The organism is Halobacillus sp. SY10, assembly GCF_045401165.1.
GTDB classification, from domain to species: Bacteria; Bacillota; Bacilli; order Bacillales; family Halobacillaceae; genus Halobacillus; species Halobacillus aidingensis.
In genome coordinates this window covers 1,483,194-1,503,107 of sequence record NZ_CP174345.1, presented here as the reverse complement: position 1 = coordinate 1,503,107, position 19,914 = coordinate 1,483,194, and the positions used below count along the sequence as shown (strand labels likewise).

General features: G+C 44.9%; 23 protein-coding genes. 6 read left to right on the top strand and 17 right to left on the bottom strand.

Features of this window, described 5'->3' with window-relative positions:
* Positions 1-141: 141 nt before the first annotated feature.
* The 4 genes from ACJA3J_RS07755 to ACJA3J_RS07740 form a co-directional block, all read right to left on the bottom strand.
* Positions 142-621, bottom strand: coding sequence for a GNAT family N-acetyltransferase (locus ACJA3J_RS07755; protein WP_406945929.1), 480 nt, complete (start codon positions 619-621; stop codon positions 142-144).
* Between the two features lie 151 nt (positions 622-772).
* On the bottom strand, positions 773-1,216 hold the full coding sequence (locus tag ACJA3J_RS07750; RefSeq protein WP_406945928.1) for a hypothetical protein: 444 nt from the start codon (positions 1,214-1,216) through the stop codon (positions 773-775).
* Between the two features lie 254 nt (positions 1,217-1,470).
* Complete coding sequence (locus ACJA3J_RS07745) at positions 1,471-1,980, bottom strand: GNAT family N-acetyltransferase (RefSeq protein ID WP_406945927.1); 510 nt, start codon at positions 1,978-1,980, stop codon at positions 1,471-1,473.
* Positions 1,964-2,347, bottom strand: a complete 384-nt coding sequence (locus ACJA3J_RS07740; protein WP_406945926.1) for a VOC family protein — start codon at positions 2,345-2,347, stop codon at positions 1,964-1,966. The genes ACJA3J_RS07745 and ACJA3J_RS07740 overlap by 17 nt, the downstream gene beginning before the upstream one ends.
* A 79-nt stretch (positions 2,348-2,426) precedes the next feature.
* Between ACJA3J_RS07740 and ACJA3J_RS07735 the strand changes: the two genes are divergently transcribed.
* The 5 genes from ACJA3J_RS07735 to ACJA3J_RS07715 all read left to right on the top strand — a co-directional run bounded on the left by ACJA3J_RS07735 (position 2,427) and on the right by ACJA3J_RS07715 (position 5,106).
* On the top strand, positions 2,427-2,606 hold the full coding sequence (locus ACJA3J_RS07735) for a hypothetical protein (protein ID WP_115894044.1): 180 nt from the start codon (positions 2,427-2,429) through the stop codon (positions 2,604-2,606).
* A 12-nt stretch (positions 2,607-2,618) separates the two neighbouring features.
* A complete protein-coding gene (locus ACJA3J_RS07730) occupies positions 2,619-2,810 on the top strand; it encodes a hypothetical protein (protein ID WP_406945925.1) in 192 nt (63 codons plus the stop codon).
* 300 nt (positions 2,811-3,110) lie between these two features.
* Positions 3,111-3,995: a cidABC operon transcriptional activator CidR gene (cidR, locus tag ACJA3J_RS07725; RefSeq protein ID WP_406945924.1), complete on the top strand. Its 885-nt coding sequence runs from the start codon at positions 3,111-3,113 to the stop codon at positions 3,993-3,995.
* Positions 3,996-4,205: 210 nt separating this feature from the next.
* Entirely contained in the window at positions 4,206-4,760 is a 555-nt protein-coding gene (locus ACJA3J_RS07720) for an acyl-CoA thioesterase (RefSeq protein WP_115894043.1), read from the top strand.
* Positions 4,735-5,106: a hypothetical protein gene (locus ACJA3J_RS07715; protein WP_406945923.1), complete on the top strand. Its 372-nt coding sequence runs from the start codon at positions 4,735-4,737 to the stop codon at positions 5,104-5,106. Before ACJA3J_RS07720 ends, ACJA3J_RS07715 begins: the two co-directional genes overlap by 26 nt.
* A 143-nt stretch (positions 5,107-5,249) precedes the next feature.
* Here the strand turns inward: ACJA3J_RS07715 and ACJA3J_RS07710 are convergent, their stop codons facing one another.
* The 12 genes from ACJA3J_RS07710 to dcuS all read right to left on the bottom strand — a co-directional run bounded on the left by ACJA3J_RS07710 (position 5,250) and on the right by dcuS (position 17,494).
* Positions 5,250-5,633: a VOC family protein gene (locus ACJA3J_RS07710; RefSeq protein ID WP_406945922.1), complete on the bottom strand. Its 384-nt coding sequence runs from the start codon at positions 5,631-5,633 to the stop codon at positions 5,250-5,252.
* 47 nt (positions 5,634-5,680) lie between these two features.
* A complete protein-coding gene (locus tag ACJA3J_RS07705) occupies positions 5,681-6,499 on the bottom strand; it encodes an MBL fold metallo-hydrolase (protein WP_406945921.1) in 819 nt (272 codons plus the stop codon).
* 148 nt (positions 6,500-6,647) lie between these two features.
* On the bottom strand, positions 6,648-7,586 hold the full coding sequence (gene rbsB / locus ACJA3J_RS07700; RefSeq protein WP_406945920.1) for a ribose ABC transporter substrate-binding protein RbsB: 939 nt from the start codon (positions 7,584-7,586) through the stop codon (positions 6,648-6,650).
* A gap of 10 nt (positions 7,587-7,596) precedes the next feature.
* Complete coding sequence (rbsC, locus tag ACJA3J_RS07695) at positions 7,597-8,553, bottom strand: ribose ABC transporter permease RbsC (protein ID WP_406945919.1); 957 nt, start codon at positions 8,551-8,553, stop codon at positions 7,597-7,599.
* Positions 8,546-10,036: a sugar ABC transporter ATP-binding protein gene (locus ACJA3J_RS07690; protein WP_406945918.1), complete on the bottom strand. Its 1,491-nt coding sequence runs from the start codon at positions 10,034-10,036 to the stop codon at positions 8,546-8,548. Before ACJA3J_RS07690 ends, rbsC begins: the two co-directional genes overlap by 8 nt.
* Before the next feature lie 14 nt (positions 10,037-10,050).
* Positions 10,051-10,437 (bottom strand): D-ribose pyranase, encoded by a 387-nt coding sequence (gene rbsD, locus ACJA3J_RS07685; protein ID WP_406945917.1) that lies wholly within the window; start codon positions 10,435-10,437, stop codon positions 10,051-10,053.
* A complete protein-coding gene (gene rbsK / locus ACJA3J_RS07680; protein ID WP_089650912.1) occupies positions 10,434-11,324 on the bottom strand; it encodes a ribokinase in 891 nt (296 codons plus the stop codon). The genes rbsD and rbsK overlap by 4 nt, the downstream gene beginning before the upstream one ends.
* A gap of 5 nt (positions 11,325-11,329) precedes the next feature.
* The gene (locus ACJA3J_RS07675) at positions 11,330-12,307 is read right to left on the bottom strand and encodes a LacI family DNA-binding transcriptional regulator (protein WP_089650911.1); all 978 of its coding nucleotides are present in this window, start codon (positions 12,305-12,307) and stop codon (positions 11,330-11,332) included.
* Between the two features lie 188 nt (positions 12,308-12,495).
* Positions 12,496-13,827, bottom strand: a complete 1,332-nt coding sequence (locus ACJA3J_RS07670) for a 2-hydroxycarboxylate transporter family protein (protein WP_406945916.1) — start codon at positions 13,825-13,827, stop codon at positions 12,496-12,498.
* A 34-nt stretch (positions 13,828-13,861) separates the two neighbouring features.
* Complete coding sequence (locus tag ACJA3J_RS07665; protein ID WP_406945915.1) at positions 13,862-15,049, bottom strand: NADP-dependent malic enzyme; 1,188 nt, start codon at positions 15,047-15,049, stop codon at positions 13,862-13,864.
* Between the two features lie 136 nt (positions 15,050-15,185).
* Positions 15,186-15,893: a response regulator gene (locus ACJA3J_RS07660; RefSeq protein WP_406945914.1), complete on the bottom strand. Its 708-nt coding sequence runs from the start codon at positions 15,891-15,893 to the stop codon at positions 15,186-15,188.
* On the bottom strand, positions 15,890-17,494 hold the full coding sequence (gene dcuS, locus ACJA3J_RS07655) for a DcuS/MalK family sensor histidine kinase (protein ID WP_406945913.1): 1,605 nt from the start codon (positions 17,492-17,494) through the stop codon (positions 15,890-15,892). Before dcuS ends, ACJA3J_RS07660 begins: the two co-directional genes overlap by 4 nt.
* Positions 17,495-17,623: 129 nt before the next feature.
* Between dcuS and ACJA3J_RS07650 the strand changes: the two genes are divergently transcribed.
* Positions 17,624-18,292 (top strand): HAD hydrolase-like protein, encoded by a 669-nt coding sequence (locus ACJA3J_RS07650; RefSeq protein WP_406945912.1) that lies wholly within the window; start codon positions 17,624-17,626, stop codon positions 18,290-18,292.
* Positions 18,293-18,542: 250 nt separating this feature from the next.
* Here ACJA3J_RS07650 and ACJA3J_RS07645 read toward each other — a convergent pair whose 3' ends face one another.
* Entirely contained in the window at positions 18,543-19,877 is a 1,335-nt protein-coding gene (locus tag ACJA3J_RS07645) for a glycoside hydrolase family 68 protein (RefSeq protein WP_406945911.1), read from the bottom strand.
* Positions 19,878-19,914: the final 37 nt, after the last annotated feature.

Here is a 19,914-nt window from a genome sequence, read left to right as displayed (position 1 = left end):
TCTCCTCCTTCAAACTTTTTTAGCGTGAAGCTGTTTCATGCCGGGACCATTCATGAGGAATTCACAATCCTAAAGAACAATTCACGCGCTTTTAGAAGCTGGAATGGGAACAGTCTTCTATACTGTCCCCATTCCAGCTATTCACCAAGACAAACGCATCACGATTTGCTCGCCAATTCTCCCTTCTCTACGCAGCCCTGTATCCATGAATCCACACTTTGAGTAGAGTTTTTGAGCAGGGACGTTTTTATGATTTACAGCGAGGACAATTTCGTTTACAAACGGAAAATCCTTTTCTACAAAATTCCTAAGCATCCCCATCGCTCGCTCCGCGCATCCCTTCCCCTGATCCAAATGATTGATGGAGAAGGCGGTAAGTAAAAGGGCATAAGGATTTTCGGTATAGTCATAAACCCTTTCTGTTTGATTCAGCAAAAAGAATCCAACCGGGCGTGAGGATTCAAGGATGACGCAAGGAAATACGCCTCTCATCGATTTTCCCAACGTTTTCCCTGGCAGTGCCGTGAACCTCTCTTGATCGGCAGGTAAAGCAAATGCATTCAACTCTTTTTTGTAACGGTTTGAATAATGGACAAGACGTATCGCCGAAGAAGCATTCATGATCATTCCCTCCTATGTTGTTCTCCCTTCGTTGAAAGAACCTCTCTAAACCATAAAGGGTGCCGTTACGTAAAGGTCAACCGTTCCTTTACCTCTTTTCAGGCTTTCATGAATGCTCGAACATTCTTATACCTTGCCTCTCTATCCTTACTTACTGCTTTACTAGCCACTTCATAGAGATCTTCACCAGCTTCCCAGCTCGACAACTGCTGCCATCATAAAAGTCAACAGCCACAAATCCTTGCTCCTCCACAAAGGCATGAAAAGAAAAGATCGTCTCCAGCGTCTTCAAACGCTTGGTAACATCGAGATTTCTGAACCGGTAATAAGGGGAGGTAGGATCTGTATATTTCGCCGGTCCGCCATGAGACCAATGTGAATGCAGACACTCTCCCTCTGCCCAATCGAAAACAGCAGCATACCCCTCCCTTAATGCAAAATGATTTTTAAGCTTGATCAAGAAAGGGTGGTCCAACTGTTCATAAACAGGGATGGCTGTTTTCAACCGCTCCACCGCATCTTCTGGTTCGCCTGCAAAGTCCATCGGCTTCGCTCCTGCATATTTAACAAAAAACTTCCCATCTTCGTTTTCCACTCCAAAGCTGATGTTTCCTGAATCCTGCTCATCAAAGACACAAAAGACGTGTCCTATTTATTCCAACCAACGAAAATCATGGTCCTCCCGCAGAGAAAAGGACACATCACCCATCATTTTTGTTTTCATAAAATCCTCCCTGTAATAGGGATCTCGCGTAGTTTATAGGGGTTATGATACGCTCACCCTTAAAATGGCCCCCATATTTCTTCTATTGCTTTTCATAAAACAACGCCTCCTTTCAAGCTCTTCTATCAAACGGTATAAATCCAGACGTCTTTTCCATCCAGAACTACCGACTTCTCTTTTTCCATCCCCATTTTTTCAGAAACACGTTGAGAGGCGATATTTCCGGACTGAATCAAAGAAATCAATCGCTCCCGCTCCCTCTTTCCATGTTTCAAAAGAGCGGCAGCCGCTTCCGTCGCATACCCACGGCCCCAATAATCCCGGCCTATCCAGTAGCCGACCTCAATCTCTTCTTTTCCGTCAATGAATTGAGGAACAAGTCCAGCATGGCCAATCTTCATCCCATCTGCTTTACGGACAAGAACGTGCAGTCCATGATTTTCCGAAGCTTCATATGTACGGTAAATCCACTGCAAAAATTCCCGGGCTCCCTTTTCATCTTTCACCTTTCCGTCCCCGATAAAGCTTACAGTTTCCGGGTCCGTAACCATGGATAACAGAAAAGGAAAATCACCTTCCTCATACTTTCGAAAGGATAACCTTTCTGTCTCCAACCCCTCACATGATCTGTTCATAGATTTCCAGAAGGTTACCATCGGGATCTCTGAAATGAGCGACCTTAATGCCCCAGTCCTTCTGCTCCACAGGTTCTGTAATGAACGTCACTTTATCCTTCCATTCCTGATACATCTTCTCCACGTCATCCACTTTAAAAATGAGTGCAGCTCTATCCTCTCTGCTCCCGTTCTTTACATAAACAATCCCTAGTGCTTCCACCATCTGCCTACGTTCAAAGACGCCTAACGTCACACCTCTGAATTTGAAATCTGCGTAGTTGGAGTTTTCATCTCCCCACGTCACTTCGAACCCGAGCGTATCCCGGTAGAAATAAAAACAAGCTTGGTAATCATCTACAAGCAATCGCACATGAGTCAATTCCATATACATCGTCCTTTCTTCATGTTTTCTGTTTTTAAAAAAAGGTAATAACAGGAAGTAAACCTTTCATGGAGCTGATAAAATGACCCGAAGTCAACAAATTTTCCTTGGTCTCGCTCTCGGATTCGCCCTCTTCTTGGGTTTCCAGCTGGGACTAGCGGTTTCTAATCAATGGATCGTCATCATTCTCATTGCTCTTAGTTGTGGATTCATTACCCGTTTCGTGCTGCAGTGGTTTTTCAAAAGGGGAAATCATGGGTAAGGAGGTATTCGTATGTGGCGAAGACTGCAATGGGGATTGATCACAGCTTTAGGCTACATCATCGTTTCGTTGATGTTCGGCTATTTTGTTGTCGGAGAAATTAATTTGAGTCTCATGATAGGACTAACTGTAGGCGGTTTTTTTTCCGGGGTCACTTACCTTAATCCTCCTCCAAAAAAATGGCGGAAAGGTCAAGGTGTTTGAGCTTTTAATAAAAGGAATTCCTTATTATAGTTTCATAGTATATGATTTCCAGTTAAACGTCCATGGTGCTCCCAAGCCCTGTATCTTTCATTCTTGCGATAGACCCTTATGTTTTCGGGACTCAAAAAGTAAGCAGGGCAGGTCACACTCTCTTCCCAGCAGCCCCTCTTTTCGCTGACAATCTTCTCCCTTAAGTCATACCATGCTCCCCTTCCAAGAAAATCCCCATTGATAAGATGCATCCCTCTCTTTATGATGGTACATAACCCGTAAGATTCAAAAACAAAGGAGTACATAACCATGGACATCCGCCATTTGCAATATTTCATTGAAGTCGCGCGCTTCCAGAGCTTCACTAAAGCAGCTGAGCATTTATTCATCTCACAACCAACCATCAGCAAAATGATTAAAAACCTGGAAGAAGACCTGGGTGTGGAATTGTTTGAACGCACACGAAAAAAGGTCATCCTCACCGATGCCGGGCGGCTGATTCTTATGCAGGCGAAAACCATTGATAAAGCATTCGAAAACCTCAATACCCAGCTCAATGATTTGCTTGGACTTAAAAAAGGCCACATTCGAGTAGGACTCCCACCGATTATGGACGCCGAGCAGATCATTAACATTATCGGAGGCTTTCATGCGAAGCACCCTCACATTACCTATCAACTCATAGAGGATGGGGCGAAAAGGATCGAGGAGAATATCCTCAAGGAGGAACTGGATGTCGGCATTACCGTGTTACCAACCCAAGAGGACAAATTTGACCACTTCTTTCTTTTAAGTGAGGAGCTTGAGGTCATTCTTCCTCCTGCCCACCCGTTAGCCGGACGAAAGCAGATTCGACTGGAAGAGCTCAAAGACGATTCGTTCATCCTCTTCAGTAAAGACTTCGTTTTAAACGACCGGATCACCTCCTCCTGCAAAGAGGCCGGCTTTATACCGAAAGTCATTTCCGAGAGCTCACAGTGGGACTTTATCGGCAAAATGATCGCTTCCAACCTAGGGATTTCCATCCTCCCCAAAAGCGTTGCCCGTCTGCTTACACAAGACGTAAAGCGACTGAAGGTCATCCAGCCGACCATCGCCTGGGAACTCGCTATCATTTGGCCGAAAAACCAATACATATCGTATGCTACGAAAGAATGGCTCGCTTATACACAAGATCGATTGAGTATGGATTAAAGATCGACCAGCTCCCACGAAGGGCTGGTCTTTTTCATGCCCAAAATCAATACTTGAAAACACTTCCATTGATAAAAGCTATACAACCTATGACGATTCGCTATTTCACTTATGAAGACATCGCTCGTACACTGAAATTATCAACGAACACAAAGACATGTCTTGATGTTGAAAAGAAATAATAAATCGAACCAAACAGGAGGCACACTCATGGAAGCGAAACGCACGAAAGAAAGTTTAGTCATCAATACAGATCAAGTGATGATCAACGATTTAAACAATTACAACACATTGTTCGGCGGGGTCCTCATGAAGAAACTCGACAACAATGCCACATTATCTGCGAGGCGCCATGCACGTGTGAAAGAATGCGTCACCGCTTCGACCGACTCCATCGACTTCCTGCATCCGATTCATCAAACAGATTCGGTTTGTGTGGAATCCTTCGTCTCCTATACCGGAAACAAATCGATGGAGATCTTCTGCAAAGTCATTGCCGAAGACATGATTACCGGTCACCGTCGCATGGCCGCTACTGCATTTTTAACCTTTGTCGCTCTCGATGAAAATAAAAAAGCGATCAAAGTTCCGAGGGTAATTCCTGAGACAGAGGAAGAGAAATTTCTCTATCAATCTGGTGAAGAGCGAGCCAAAACAAGACGAATTCGTCGGGAACACAGTGCCCAGCTCACAGAAATCATTGGACTTGAAAAACCATGGGAAAAAGGAGAGGATCAACATGTTGAAGTTAGCCAGTTTGGATGAATTGTACGAAGCAAAAAAAGGGTTGGAAGAAGTCAGCCGCCGCTATCCGGATGTCTATGAAGTGTTGACTCATGTGGTCAGCTTCACCCGGCAGCTTCAAATCAAATATGGATATATGGGAGCCATGCTGATGGAAGAAGAATTGACTACAGCGTATCCAGCATTCATCAAAGGTTCAATTCTCTCTCTTTACAAAAAAGAAGTGGAAAAGCTGAAAAAACACGAGGATTTCCCTGTCGTCAAAGATCTTTTAAATCAATACAGAGAAGTGGGAGATGCTAAACTCTTTCTATTAATACTAGGAGCTAAACCGGAACTGCTAAAAGGGTCCACGTTCATTAAATAGGCCATGCGGATATCATCGGCCGTCCTGGCCCCGTTCAGCTGAAGAACCAACTGAATGGGGCCCAGGCCCTTTACCGCTATCGAAAAAAGACACCCGCGCAGCCCGAGGTATGTGGAACGATCTATCCTATTTGCTCCTGTTTGTTATGTACGATAAGAGGCACTGGTCGTTCGGATTTCCCCTAATTCAATGCGGTTTCCATCCGGGTCCAGAAAGACCGCGATCGTCCCCCATTCAAACACACACCTCTCTTGTAAAAAGTGGATGCCACGTTTCTTCAGGTTATGGACTTCCTTGCTGAGGTCTTCCACATCAAAACGAAGAACGGCCGGGTTCTCGCCCCTTGTTTTCTCTCTTGTTTGAGCCACCCCGTCTTTTTCGACCATAAGATAACCAATGGAAAGGTCGAAACAGACGAGCATATCCTGACTCCTTCTTACAGGTAATTGTAATAGATTCTGATAGAAGCTAACACACTTCTGAAACCGCTCGACAAACAAAATCAAACCAAATTCATCAACGTTCATCCTACCAATCCCCCCTTACGTATGATTCTTGCTATAAAAACATCCACTTACGTTGCAAATAATGTTCCATTAATGGCACGTATGTAACGTTCCGCCGACTTTTGCACAACGTCATCTGCCTTCGTATTTACAACGTTGTGAAAAGCATTGTAAATACGATCGAAAGCAAGTCCCTCCACTTTCTCTGCAATCTCCGCAACTTTTGCTGCCGGCAGAGGAATCAAATTCGGATAACTGTACATGAAGCTCACCCACCGATGGTCGGCAACAACCTGAATAATATCTCCAGTCATCAGCAAGCCCTCTGCACCATTTTCCATGTGCAGGACCGCCCCCCCTTTGAAATGTCCTCCCAGACGTTGAAGTGATAGATTTTCTGAGAGTTTCATAGATTCCCCTTCCCAGAAGTGAAGGTATGCGCTCTCTTCCATTACCCACTCTCTGTCATCCTGATGAAGATAAACGAGCGCATCGAATGCTTCGGCCCAATCGGTCATACGGGAATAATAATGCGGATGGGAAATAGCAATTGCATCAATGCCTCCGAGTGCGCAAATCACATCCACCGTCTCTTGATCTAAATAAGTAATGCAGTCCCAAAGGACATTCATGTCATCTTTTTGAACCAAGTACGCCGTCTGCCCAATCCCGAATTTTGGAGTCGTCGTAATGCTGTACAACCCTTTTTCCTCTTCCCTAATGATGTTTTTATATCGTTCTGTCTGAACTAGTTCTTTATGTGTCGTCCATGTCTGCCCCTCTGGGTTTACATACTGCCTTTCTTCGCTGCATATCTCACAACCATTTGGTCCTTCATTTCTTTCCGAATACTGAACGCCACAAGTCTTGCAAATATACTTTTCCATCGATCTTCCTCCCTTTGATTATTCCGCTTTTGTTCTATCTTCAGCTTAGCTGGAAAATGAAAAAGGGAGCACCTGCGATGGTTGGAAAGCTTTCTACAACTTTGGATGTATAAAAAAAGAGACTCGTGAAGAGCCTCTTTTCTGATCATTATTCTTCTGTTTCCAAATTTGATTCCTGCGTCACGAGTTTCAAAGGCACCGGAATCGTATCTTCGACTTCCTTCCCTTGCAGTACATCTGCCCCTGCCTGTACAGCAAGTTTCCCAATTTCCTCTGGCTGCTGAGCAACGGTAGCGGAAAGGTTTCCATTTTTAATACTAGTAATGGCATCATCATTCCCGTCAAATCCGACGACAAGAACATCTCGACCGGAACTTTGGATAGCCTGGTAGGCTCCCAGCGCCATTTCATCATTGTGAGCGAAAACAGCTTCGATGTCTGGATTCCCTTGAATGATGTTTTCCATCGTATTCAAGCCTTCCGTCCGATCAAAATTCGCCGTTTGTTTAGCTACGACATCCAGTTTTTCATCTGCGATATTGTGGAAACCAGCGCCGCGTTCACGTGTTGCGGACGCGCCGGGGACACCTTCAAGTTCAGCTACTTTGGCACCTTCACCAAGCAGCTCAACCAAATACTCCCCTGCCATTTCTCCACCTTTTTCGTTATCCGAGCTGACCAATGTCGCGACTTCTCCTTTTTCTGCAGAACGGTCAAGCGTTACGACCGGTATGCCCAAGCTGTTGGCTGACTGAACGGCAGTCGAGATGGCGGAAGAATCAGTAGGGTTGATCAGCAATACATCGACGCCTTGCTGGATCAGATCCTCCACGTCATTGATTTGTTTAGCTGCATCATTTTGCGCATCTACGACAACGACTTCCATACCTTGAGCCGCAGCCTCATTTTCTACCCCTTCCTTCATAGAGACGAAGAATGGATTGTTCAGCGTGGATACAGATAAACCAATTTTGATATCATCCGGATTTTTATCCCCTTTGGGTTTGGCCCATTCCGGTGGCTGCAGCGAGCAAGCACCAAGGAACACCAGGGATAAACTCATCAGTAATACGACTAGCTTCTTCATGTTACCCCTCCTATGCTGCTTTCTTTCGATCGATTAGTACGGCAATGATGATGACGACACCTTTGACCACCATTTGGAAAAAGGATGATACGCCGAGAAGATTCAAACCGTTATTCAACGTTCCGATAATCAGAGCTCCAATCAACGTCCCAATAATCAAACCACGTCCGCCGGAAAGGCTCGTCCCGCCAAGAACAACAGCAGCGATCGCATCAAGTTCGTACGACGTACCTGCTGTCGGCTGTGCCGAGTTCAATCTCGATGTAAGAATAGCCCCGGCAAGCGCTGAAAGCAGTCCAGCGAGTGAGTAGACCATCACTTTAATCCGAGAAACTTTGATACCTGAAATGAGTGCAGCCTTCTCGTTGCCGCCGATGGCATACGTTTTACGACCGAATGGAGTTTTATGCAAAATCACCCACAAGACAGCAAAAGCAAGCAGCATCGTAATCGCTGGAACTGGAATCCCCAGGAAATATCCTCTTCCGAACAGTTGAAAAGCATAACTGTCGCCAAGACCTGTAATCGGGTTTCCGTCGGTATAAACGAGCGTCAGTCCGCGGAACATCGTCATCGTTGCAAGGGTCGCGATGAACGGAGCCATCTTCCCTTTTGTAATAAGCAGACCGTTGACCGTTCCCATCAATGCACCAAGCAAACACCCAATTAAAATTGCTAAAATCGGGTCCACACCTGAGACCATCATCCCGGCCATCAAGGCACTGGATAAGGCAAGAATCGATCCGACGGATAAATCGATGCCTCCAGTTAAGATTACGAATGTCATCCCATAGGCAATCAGAGCATTAATTGCGACTTGCCTCAATAGATTCAATAAGTTCAAGGGTTCAAGAAAACTAGGGTTAATAATGGAAACTGTCGCCATCAATACAAGTAAACCAACGAATGGTCCTAATTTCTGCATCACGTTTCCTACATGATTTGATTTTTTGATTGCATTAATCATTGACTTTACCTCCTGTTGCCAGTGTCATAATTTTTTCCTGATCAGCTTCCGCTTTGGAAAGTTCTCCAGCTATGGTTCCTTCATGGACCACGAGCACACGATCACTCATCCCCAATACTTCCGGAAGTTCTGAAGAAACCATGATGATCGCTACTCCTCTGTCGGTCAGCTCATTCATCAATTGATAAATCTCCCGTTTGGCACCAACATCGACACCCCGGGTCGGCTCATCCAAGATGAGAACTTTTGGACCGATCCCGATCCATTTTGCAATGACGACCTTTTGTTGGTTTCCACCTGACAAATTCTTTGCTTCCGTTTTGGCTGATTCAGTTTTAATCGTCAGCCTTTTGATGAGCAAATCGACAAATTCCCGCTCGCGCTTTTCTCCGATAAGTCCTTTATCTGTGAAACTGTACAAACTCGGGAGGGCGATGTTGTCCTGAATCGGGAAATCGAGAACGAGCCCTTCTTCTTTTCGATCTTCCGTAATGAAACCAAGGCCGAGCTTGACCGCATAGCTCGGGCTTTTCACTGTCACTTTTTCTCCATTGATGAAAATGTCGCCCTGGTACTTCCCATCCAAACCAAAAATCGTGCGCATGATTTCCGTACGCCCCGCGCCCATCAATCCGGCGACGCCGACGATTTCACCTGACCTGGCACGAAAGTTCACATTCTCGAAGAGGCCTTTTTTGGTAAGGTTTTTCACTTCCAGCATAGTTTCTCCAGGCTTCGCTTCTCTCGCAGGAAAACGATCGGTCAGTTCACGTCCGACCATCTTCCGGACCACGTCATCAAAATTCGTTTCAGGAATCGGCTTCGTATCCACCGTCTGCCCATCACGCATGACCGTGATCGTATCGCAAATCGTAAAGATCTCCTCCATCCGGTGGGAGATATAAACGATGGATACGCCAGATTTTTTCAATGACCGAATGACGTCGAAAAGCTTCTCTATTTCCCTGTCTGTCAAAGCAGCTGTCGGCTCGTCCATAATGATCACTTTGGCATCCGTCATGAGGGCTTTAGCAATCTCGATCATTTGTTGCTCACCAACCGAACACTGACCGGCTTCTTTATGAAGTGGAATAGAAATGGAAAGCTTCTCAAACTGATCATTAGCAACCGCTTTCATTTTACTTGTATGAATAAGCCCAAAATGTGTAACCGGTTCCTTATTAATAAACAAGTTTTCCAGCACCGTCATTTCCGGCCAAACATTCAACTCTTGATGAATAAAGGCAATGCCGTATTCTTCCGCTTCCTTCGGATTAGCAAATGTTTTTTCCCTCCCATCAATTTCAATTGTACCTTGGTCCTTTTTATGCAGCCCTGTCAGGATATTCATAAGCGTAGATTTCCCAGCGCCATTCTCACCCATCAATGCATGAACTTCTCCGTCTTTAATATGAATACTAACGCCTTCAAGGACTTTGTTCTTTCCGAAAGCTTTATGAATCTGGTTCATCCGGATTTCCATGATCGCTCACCTCTTTAAAAAGTTACTCCAGCGTGAAGAATACAGTTCGCATATGGGCTGACTTCCCCTGTCCTCACCACTGCTTTCGCCTGTTTTAAATGATCTTTCAATGCTTCATGAGAGAGATAATCGACTTCCCCAAACCATTCTTTCATCCCTTTATGAACAGAGGGGTTCTGATCCATTTCCTCTGCTATCGTCACACGTTCGACAACCATTTCTTCTTTCAATACCTCTACGACGTCAAGAAAAGAAGGAACCCCCTGCTTTAAAGAGAGGTCGATCTTTCTCACTCCGTCCGGCACGGGAAGTCCCGCATCAGCAACAACGATGGTATCGGTGTGACCGAGGTCTGCAAAAACTTTGGATAGATGGCTGTTCAAAAGGCCGTGTCGTTTCATTCCAAGAGTCCTCCTTCTACTTCTTTCCTCGTCGGCATGCCGCCTTGAGCTCCGAACCCTGTAACTGAAAGAGATGCCGCTCGATTCGCGAAGCGCAGACTGTCTTTCAAGTCCATCCCTTCTGCAATAGCTGTTCCGAAGGCCGCATTAAACGTATCGCCCGCGCCCGTGGTGTCTATAGGTTTCACAGGATAAGACGGAACGAGCACTTCTTCTTTTCCATCAAAGTAGCGGACGCCCGCCGCTCCTTCTGTAATGAACAGTTTATTCGGATATTTCTTTAATGCTTTTGCAAGTTCTTCTCCTTGAAAAAGGAGGGCAGCTTCATGTTCATTCGGCGTAAGATAGCTCACTTGTTCCACCACTCGATCAGGAATTTCCCTTGCTGGTGCCGGGTTCAATAACAAGGGCACACCAAGCTCCTGACACAGTCGGGCCGTTTCAGTCACGGTTACTTCGGGGACTTCCTGCTGAATCATCACAAGGTCACACGTCTTAATGAAGTCTCTTTTATCCTTCACATACTCAGGCGTAACGTGATCGTTGGCTCCTTTTACAACTACAATGCTGTTATCTCCTTCAGCTAATATGATGTGAGCTGTCCCACTTTTTTCGTGTGTAACCGGTTCCACATAATCCGTATGAACGCCATTCGATTTAAAATTACTTAAGATGTCCACCCCATAGGCGTCTTCACCTACACGGCCGATCATATACACATCTGCTCCCAAACGTGCAGCAGCAACAGCCTGGTTCGCTCCTTTGCCTCCAGGTACGGTTTCAAAAGATTCGCCAAGAACCGTTTCACCAGCTCCCGGCCGCCGTTTGGATGTAACAACTAAATCCATGGAAGAGCTGCCGATGACAGCTATTTTAGGTTTCTTCATAGGTTTCAATCCTTTCGTGTCGTCTTTCTTTCTACTAATTCCACAGGCATTTGAATGGTTTGTTCCACACCTGGTTCTTTTTTTATCGTTCGGATTAAAAGTTTTGCCGCTTCTCTGCCCATTTCATAGGCCGGCTGGCGAATCGTGGAAAGGGTCGGGTAGGACAGGCGGCTTTGTGGAATATCGTCATAACCGATAATTTGTACATCATCCGGAATACGCTTTCCACGTTCCAGGGCCTCATGAACGATCGCGATCCCGACAATGTCATTACTCGCAATGACTCCATCTGTATCTGAGAACTTATCAAACAATTCTTCCGCCCAGCCCTGCGCTTCTTCAAAAGAGTAGGAGGTCGTGGACAGGACAGAGAAATCAACATCTGCCTGGCTCAGCTCTTCGATAGCTCCTTGGAAACGATCCTGGGCAGGCTTTATATTGGCCGGTCCTTTCACGAGCGTAATTCTTTTTGATCCCTTTTCAATGAGGGTCTTTGCTGCAAGGCGGCCACCCTCTCTACCATCTGCAAAAACAGCTGGATAGTTTTCCGACGCCCTGTCCAAAAGTACGAGTGGCAAATCCAGAGCCTCATAGATTTTATAATCGACGTGATTGGTTGCCGTAATGATTCCGACCACATTATTCTGAACGAACGTTTGTATATAATCCAATTCCTTTTGTATATTTTCATCACTGTTCCCGAGCAGAAGTCTATAACCTGCCTGGCTCAGTTCATCTTCCACCCCTCTCGCAAGCTGGGGAAAGAACGGGTTCGTAATATCAGGTAAAAGCAGACCTATTAAACGGGACTCCCTTTTGTAAAGGGAACGTGCCACTTCGTTCGGACTGTAGTTCAATTCAGCAATGGCTTCCATCACTTTTTTTCTAGTATCTGCTCCAACATAGCCGTTATCATTCAACACGCGTGAAACGGTGGCTACTGAAACACCTGCTTCACGTGCAACATCTTTGATTGTTACCATACGTTCACCTCTGTGTGTAACCGGTTACAGATAAAGTACCACACCTTTGTAATCGTTTGCAAGAACTTTTTGATAAGAACAGATACAATTTGAATTTAATTGGCTGTTTTTAATGATTAAACATGATGAAGATAATAACAATAAAAAGCTTTTCCTGAGTAGAATTCAGGAAAAGCTTTTTTACTTCACTACATAAGTAAAGGAATAATCAATCCAGCAAGCAACAATATGAGAGCACCACCCAAGCGGGAAGAAATTTGAGCAAAAGGCATCAGTTCCATCCTTTTCGATGCAGATAAAACAGCCACATCCCCTGTTCCACCCATATTTGCCATACATAAACCTGCCGTAATCGCGGACTCGATCGGGTAGAAACCAACCAGCTTCCCAAGCAACCCTGATCCAAGGACCGCTCCTATAATGACACCAAGAACCGTAAGGATGTACTGAAGCGTCAAGGCTTCAAGGACCGTGTTCAAGTCTGTATAAGCGATTCCGATTCCAAACAACAGCGCCAGCGTCCAGTTTTTAGCGACAAATTTATACCATTGATTCGCGCCATCAAGTACGCTTTGGGGCAGAATCCCTGCGATTTTCACAACAGCTACAATGATGATCATCAAAGCATAGGCGTGAAGAGGTATAAAACCAGCCAATAACGTCCCGACCGTAAAGAAGAGAATGGCGGTCATCAATCCTACACCCATCTTCTGCACGTCAAAGGATGATGGCTTTTCTTTGAATTGGAAACCTTTCAACAATTGCCCGTTCCCTGTTAACGAAGGATTTTTCTTGCCAATGATATCGAGAATACTTGCTAGAATAATGGCAAAGACATTTCCGAGAGCAAGGGCTGGAACAAGCATGGAGATATAGTAGCTGGGATCGTTCCCCATCAATTCACTATAAATCTGGCTCATCGGAACGGCTCCAGCCCCCATTCCTCCTCCCATGATCGGCATCGTAATGACAAGGACTGCATCACTTAGAGAAAACCCTACAAGAGATCCGAGCAGACCTGCTACAGCCATAGCTCCGATCACGGCTCCGAAGATCGGAAGGAAATATTTGAGGCCGACTTTTATGAGAATGCTTTTATCCATACCAAGAATACTTCCCGTGATTAAAGCGGCAATATAGAAATTCAGGAACCCTCCGCTTTTCATGAAATCCGTGATCATCGTTACCGTTGATTCAGGAATCCATCCCCCATACACCATATAGGCCGCTCCAAAGATCGCGATGATCGCCCCGCCACCTAAATAGGTTTTAACGATTGGGGTATGGTCTCCAAGCCAACCGAAGAGCTCACCAAGCACCATCATAACGAGAAGGCTTCCGAGCATTCCTCCCGGCAGGTTTCCTGTGTACATACTGACCAACGTCACTGCAGTAATGACACCAAACCAATGTAGAGGAAGACCAAATATTGTAATCGCTTTCTTTTTTTCATTTACAAAAGGGGTGACATTTGCCTCTTTAGACGGATTCCTATGAATCTTCTCCGCTGAACTCGACATGCAATCCTCTCCTTTTCTTTTGATTGGTGAACACTTAGCAAGTGGCTAAGCGTTCAACTTTATCTTCAACAGACTCTTCAACAGCACGGGCGACTGCGCGGGCCACCTTTTCATTCAAGGCACTCGGAATCACATATTCCGGACTAAGCTCATTCTCAGAAATGACCTCCGCAATCCCTTCTGCGGCAGCGATTTTCATTTCAGGGGTGATGTCTCTCACCTTTTTGTTCAGTGCTCCTTTGAATATGCCGGGAAATGCCAGCAGATTATTGATCTGGTTCGGGTAATCCGATCTTCCGGTTCCTACAACTTTCGCTCCTGCTTTCCAAGCTTCTTCTGGATAAATTTCAGGGATAGGATTAGCTAAAGCGAAGATGATCGGGTCCTTGTTCATCTTTTGAACATGTTCTTCGTCCATGACTCCAGGAGCCGAGACTCCGATGAAGATATCAGCCCCTTCAATGGCTTCTTCCAATCCACCTGAACGCCTGTCAGAATTCGTCCGCTCAGCGAGGTTTTTCTGCTTCGCATTCATCCATGCTTCTCCTTTTCTTAATGTCCCTTCCAGACTGACAAGGGTGATATCAGAAAAGCCGGCATATAAAAGCAATTCAGCGATGGCAATGCCTGCAGCACCTGCTCCATTGATTACGACTCTCGCTTTTTGTTTCGTTTTCTTAACCATTTTCAATGCATTGAGCAATGCCGCTAAGACGACAATGGCCGTCCCATGCTGATCATCATGAAAAACAGGAATATCCAACTCTTCTTTCAATCTTTCCTCAATCTCAAAGCATCTCGGTGCTGAAATATCTTCAAGATTGATACCGGAAAAAGTAGGAGCCAGAGCTTTGACGATTGAAATGATTTCTTCAGGATCTTGTGTATCCAGGCATATAGGAAAAGCATCGATGCCCGCAAATTTTTTGAACAACAAACTTTTACCTTCCATGACGGGGAGAGCAGCTTTAGGGCCTACATTTCCCAGTCCTAATACAGCCGTTCCATCAGTCACAATCGCCACCATGTTCCCTTTGGACGTCAACTCATCTGCTACATCCGGATTTTCTTCAATGGCTTTACTGATCTCAGCCACCCCCGGTGTATAGACAAGACTTAACTCTTCTTCTGTATCCACCGGTAACTTGCTGCTGATTTCGATTTTCCCACGATAAGCTCGGTGCAAATCTAGTGTTTCTCTCTTTCTATTATCTTTGTGCATATTCATTCCCTCCATTTACGAGAAATCGCTTTCAAATGATGGTTCCATCATAGGAATAATCAAAGACCATGCCTACCATATGAAAATAATAATTTTATTGTAATTAAAAAAAGCAGCCTGAGAAGACTGCTTTTTTTCATAGATAGAATGTGGAATGAAGGGCTTTCGATCCATTGATATGATATTGATAGACAGGGCGTCCGACTCCATAGATCAGCGTTTCTTCAAGGATGTCCTCGGATGTTAAAAACTTTAAATATTTCCTCACCGACACCCTGGATATCCCCGTTTCTTGAGCGATGTCATCTGTAGAAAATGCCGTCCCCTCTTTCTTCTTAATGACCTCAATAATATGCTCCAAAGTATTGTTCGTTAATCCTTTCGGTAATGGAATGTTTTTATCCTTTGGATATTCATTCTTACGGAAAATCTGATCAAGCTCCCCTTGGTTCACTTTCTGCTTATCTTTTAATATAGAAGTATTTTTTTGATAGTAAAGTAAAGCGTCTTGAAAGCGATTGAATTCAAAGGGTTTGACCAAATAATCCACCACCCCGAGACGAAGGGATTGTTGGATCTTCTCCTTCTCAGAAGCGGCCGTAATCAAGATCACATCCAAATCATCTTCCCTATTTCTAAGCTCTTTCAACCATTGCAAACCATTTTCCCCAGGCATATAGACATCCAATAACACGAGATCAATGGCAGCCCGGTTCAGCCAGTCATGAGCTTCCTCCGTGTTAGCGGCTGTTGCGATCAACTGAAACCCCTGAAGCTGATTCAAATATTTGCGATTCAATTCAGCCACCATGGGGTCGTCTTCTACGATTAGTACGCGAATCATTCCACTTCCTCCTTTGCTTCAAATGGGATAATGACACTCACACAGGTTCCACCTTGCCGATTGGACTCGATCTCCACTGAACCTTCCAATGCCTCTACACTCGTTTTCACCAAATGTAAACCATATCCACGATTTTCGCCCTTTGTGGACATTCCTTTCCTAAATATTTCATCTTTGATTCGTTCTTCAATCCCACTACCGTTATCAATTATGTCGATACTCAACAATTCATCGACATAAGATAGAGCAACAGACACTTCTTTGCCTTCTTCCGTATGGAAACTCTCCATCGCATTATCTAACAGGTTTCCTAAAATGGTAATCAGTCCATGGGTGACGTTTGGATCCTTTGCCTGTGGAATGACCGTTTCACATTGAACCGTCAAATCGACTTGCTGTTCCCGCGCATAGCTGTGTTTTCCAATCATAAATCCAGCCAGTGCCGGGTCCTTGATTTTATCCGTTAACGAAGTGGTCTCACGGGCTTGATGATCGACCAATTGTTTAATGTATGCATGGACCTCCTGATAAGCTTTCATTTCAATCATCCCAAGCAGCACGTGCAGCTTGTTCTTGAACTCATGAGATTGGGCCCGGAGAGATTCCGCATATAAACGTACACCCGTCAGTTGTTCAGCCAGTCGATTCACCTCTGTTTTATCCCGGAAAGTCGAAATCGCCCCTACAACAGCTCCATTCACAATCAAAGGAACCCGGTTCACGATAATGGAAGACCCTTGAATGTTCTGCTCTTCATCCACTTCAGCCTCTCCCGTTTGTAAGACACGATCGAGCTTCGAATCAGGAAGATATTCAGCAATCGCAAGTCCCACCGGTTCCTTTTCATAGATGCCTGCTTTTTGAAAGATTTCCTTGGCTGAATGGTTGATAAATGTAATGCGAGCCTCCTCATCTACCGCAATGACCCCTTCTCTTACCGAATGAAACATCCGGTTTCGTTCCTCATAAATCTTCGCAATCGCTGCCGGCTCCAGCCCAAACAGGCTCTTCTTAATGTAGCGGGCCAGAAGAAAGGCACCAATGACACCTACGAGGCTTCCGATCAAGGATCCGATTAAAATGTTTTGATGGTTCTTCTCCAATGCAGCTTCCACGGCATCTAAGGAAAGCCCTGTAGCGACCGCTCCCATTTGCTCCCCATCCCTTCCATAGATCGGGGTGAACGCACGCACAGAATGTCCAAGCGTTCCTTCCGAAATGGAAATATACTCTTCGCCGTTCAGCACTCGTTTTTCATCTCCCCCTACAAATGCTTGACCAATCCGCCCGGGGTCTGGATGGGATTGACGGATTCCCTCCATATTCATAACGACGACGAACAGGACGTCACTCGCCTCTTGAATACTCATGGCATAGTCCTGGATCGTCCCTTGAATTTCTTCACTTTCCAACTCTTGTTGAACAATTTGTGATTCAGCGACCGTCCGTGAAATAATCAATGCTTTCTCTTCCAGCTGTCCACGAATCTCATCACTCGTATTTTCTGTAATCAACAAATCTGTGATTAACAAAGAAAAAAACACAACAAGTAGAACGAAGAAGATAATGATGGTGCTCAATTTAAATCGTGGTTGTTTCATGTCCATTCTCCTAAATAGGAAGTGATTAATCGTACATGCGTCATTAAACAATAACCGCTTTTCAAAATTGTATCAATTTTTAGTATAATAACAAATGTCATATACAAATTGAAGGAAGGAGTGAGTCCATTGTCAAAAGGACTGATCTTCGATATGGACGGAACACTGTTCCAAACCGAACGAATTCTTGAGGTTTCTTTAGAAGAGACCTTCAACCACCTGAAAGACAGAGGCGAATGGCACGAGGAGACCCCGCTGCAAAAATACAGAGAAATCATGGGGGTACCGCTGCAAACGGTGTGGAAAACGTTACTCCCTAACCACTCGGATCATCAAAGGAAAGAAATCGATGCATATTTCTTAGAAAAACTCATCCTCAATATTCAAAAAGGGAAAGGCGCGCTCTACCCACAGGTGGAAGAAGTATTGGAAACTTTGCATAAAGAAGGCCACTCTCTATACATAGCAAGCAACGGTCTGATTGATTATTTACGTGCCATCGTCGAATACTATCGTCTGGACCGATGGGTGACAGAAACATTCAGTATCGAGCAGATCGACTCATTGGACAAAACAGATTTGGTGGCGGCCATTAAGAAAAAATACAACTTTGAGCAGGGAATTGTCGTCGGAGACCGGTTATCCGACATTCATGCCGCTAAGAAAAATGGTTTGACTTCTGTAGGCTGCCGGTTTGATTTTGCTCAAGAAGACGAGCTCGCCAAAGCGGATCATGTCATTGATGACTTCTCTGCACTAAACCGAGTGATACGAGAAATAGAAAAGATGTACGTTTGACGAAGATATAAAAAATCAGCTTTCCTTAACGAGGGAAGCTGATTTTTTTTTGGATACTTTTAAATAGACCGTTCAAGTAATCAAGGTTCTCATATGTTCGTTATTCAATAATACTCAAGAAGGAATAGAGAGGACAGGACTTCTTCTAATTCGGGATTCTTCCTTAGCCAAGTATGATGGATCCTTTCAGCCTTTTTTATTTCCACCCCAAAAAAACCTGAATCCTAGGCAGGATTCAGGTTTTAATCGTTTATTTAATTTTGCCTGGAGCTTGTTCGTTAACCACTTTCGTGCGGTCATTTTGAAGAGCAATTTTCAACGTTGGCGCTAAAGTACCGCCAAAATGAGACATTTGGTACTCTGGAGATGTACCACCGAGATCAGCAATGTTCTTGCCATCTAAGTCATGGAAATTATAGAAACTGATTACTTTCCCGTTCGGAAGCACCATCCAGGAATACGCTTGGTAGGCATGGTTTTCTGGGTTGGCAAGGACAAGGCCGCTGTCGTTCAGTGGCTCATAACCTGTTGTCAACTGATCAGAAGAAAAGCCGTACAATCCGTCCGGAGCAGACAAGTCAGGACCGAATTTGTGCTCGTGGGTGTTTGTGAACAAGTAGTACTGGTTGCCTTTGGTCACGATATGTGGACGCTCAAGCTCCTGGTTCACGTAGTTCGCTTCAAGAAGGGGCTTCATTGCTTCAAATTCTGTGTAGCTGTCATTGGTCGCTTCTGCGATTCCAATCGCGCCGTTGAACAGTTTTGCAAAGTCTTCATTTACAAAATCGAAGGAGCTTTGGAAGTCTTCGCTGCCGATATAAGCTCGGTCGAGCGTTCGTTCTGATGGTGTACCTGCAGAGTTTCCTTCAAATAAAATGTAGTCTTTTCCTGTTTTCGGATCTTCGAAGAACCATGGGTCACGGAACGTGTAGCCGATGTCTCCGGCTTCCGCCTGCTCTTCGGTCTGATAGTATTTCCCTTCCGGTTCAAGGATGATCGAGTGGTCGAAGTTAGAGAAAGAGATTCCTTTCCCATTCGCTTCCACGTCGCCTGTTGCAAGCGCTAAGCGCTGTTCGTAGGTGACGCTTTCCTCTCCTTTACGTCCAGTTGCTGTATAGAAAAGGTTCAGCTTCCCGTCTTCAATCATTGCAGAACCAGCCCACTGTCTGGAACCATAAGCCTGCTTTGTATCAAAAGCTTTACCGCCAAGCTCCCAGCTCTTGCCGTCTTTCGAGTAGAAGTAACGAATTGTCGCTACGTCGTGACGCTTACCAGGAAGCAAGTCAGAGTCGGCCGTTAATGAGAAAATCACATAATAGCCATTTACTTTAGCGATAGAACCATCTTTTTCGCGAAGCGGCCATGTGTCCCATACGTGCAGTTCAGGTGCCATTTTTTCAAAATCTGGTTCAATATAGGGAGCTGTTGTATCATCCGTACGTTCGATCTTGGATGCATCTTCAATCGTCCAGTTGGATGTACCGGCTGTGTTAGCAGAAGTGGCTGAAGCAAACCCGAAGGATAACGTCGATACAATCGCAGTTGTCAGCAATACATTGCGGGCCATAAATTTCTTAGTGTTCATCTGTTCTTCCTCCTTTTTATTACAAAAAGATTACAAT

What these genes read in the sequence shown, in the direction of transcription:
- ACJA3J_RS07755 (WP_406945929.1), bottom strand. Translation starts at nt 621, where the DNA reads ATGAATGCTTCTTCGGCGATACGTCTTGTCCATTATTCAAACCGTTAC.
- ACJA3J_RS07745 (WP_406945927.1), bottom strand. Translation starts at nt 1,980, where the DNA reads ATGAACAGATCATGTGAGGGGTTGGAGACAGAAAGGTTATCCTTTCGA.
- ACJA3J_RS07740 (WP_406945926.1), bottom strand. Translation starts at nt 2,347, where the DNA reads ATGGAATTGACTCATGTGCGATTGCTTGTAGATGATTACCAAGCTTGT.
- ACJA3J_RS07735 (WP_115894044.1), top strand. Translation starts at nt 2,427, where the DNA reads ATGACCCGAAGTCAACAAATTTTCCTTGGTCTCGCTCTCGGATTCGCC.
- ACJA3J_RS07730 (WP_406945925.1), top strand. Translation starts at nt 2,619, where the DNA reads ATGTGGCGAAGACTGCAATGGGGATTGATCACAGCTTTAGGCTACATC.
- cidR (WP_406945924.1), top strand. Translation starts at nt 3,111, where the DNA reads ATGGACATCCGCCATTTGCAATATTTCATTGAAGTCGCGCGCTTCCAG.
- ACJA3J_RS07720 (WP_115894043.1), top strand. Translation starts at nt 4,206, where the DNA reads ATGGAAGCGAAACGCACGAAAGAAAGTTTAGTCATCAATACAGATCAA.
- ACJA3J_RS07715 (WP_406945923.1), top strand. Translation starts at nt 4,735, where the DNA reads ATGTTGAAGTTAGCCAGTTTGGATGAATTGTACGAAGCAAAAAAAGGG.
- ACJA3J_RS07710 (WP_406945922.1), bottom strand. Translation starts at nt 5,633, where the DNA reads ATGAACGTTGATGAATTTGGTTTGATTTTGTTTGTCGAGCGGTTTCAG.
- ACJA3J_RS07705 (WP_406945921.1), bottom strand. Translation starts at nt 6,499, where the DNA reads ATGGAAAAGTATATTTGCAAGACTTGTGGCGTTCAGTATTCGGAAAGA.
- rbsB (WP_406945920.1), bottom strand. Translation starts at nt 7,586, where the DNA reads ATGAAGAAGCTAGTCGTATTACTGATGAGTTTATCCCTGGTGTTCCTT.
- rbsC (WP_406945919.1), bottom strand. Translation starts at nt 8,553, where the DNA reads ATGATTAATGCAATCAAAAAATCAAATCATGTAGGAAACGTGATGCAG.
- ACJA3J_RS07690 (WP_406945918.1), bottom strand. Translation starts at nt 10,036, where the DNA reads ATGGAAATCCGGATGAACCAGATTCATAAAGCTTTCGGAAAGAACAAA.
- rbsD (WP_406945917.1), bottom strand. Translation starts at nt 10,437, where the DNA reads ATGAAACGACACGGCCTTTTGAACAGCCATCTATCCAAAGTTTTTGCA.
- rbsK (WP_089650912.1), bottom strand. Translation starts at nt 11,324, where the DNA reads ATGAAGAAACCTAAAATAGCTGTCATCGGCAGCTCTTCCATGGATTTA.
- ACJA3J_RS07675 (WP_089650911.1), bottom strand. Translation starts at nt 12,307, where the DNA reads ATGGTAACAATCAAAGATGTTGCACGTGAAGCAGGTGTTTCAGTAGCC.
- ACJA3J_RS07670 (WP_406945916.1), bottom strand. Translation starts at nt 13,827, where the DNA reads ATGTCGAGTTCAGCGGAGAAGATTCATAGGAATCCGTCTAAAGAGGCA.
- ACJA3J_RS07665 (WP_406945915.1), bottom strand. Translation starts at nt 15,049, where the DNA reads ATGCACAAAGATAATAGAAAGAGAGAAACACTAGATTTGCACCGAGCT.
- ACJA3J_RS07660 (WP_406945914.1), bottom strand. Translation starts at nt 15,893, where the DNA reads ATGATTCGCGTACTAATCGTAGAAGACGACCCCATGGTGGCTGAATTG.
- dcuS (WP_406945913.1), bottom strand. Translation starts at nt 17,494, where the DNA reads ATGAAACAACCACGATTTAAATTGAGCACCATCATTATCTTCTTCGTT.
- ACJA3J_RS07645 (WP_406945911.1), bottom strand. Translation starts at nt 19,877, where the DNA reads ATGAACACTAAGAAATTTATGGCCCGCAATGTATTGCTGACAACTGCG.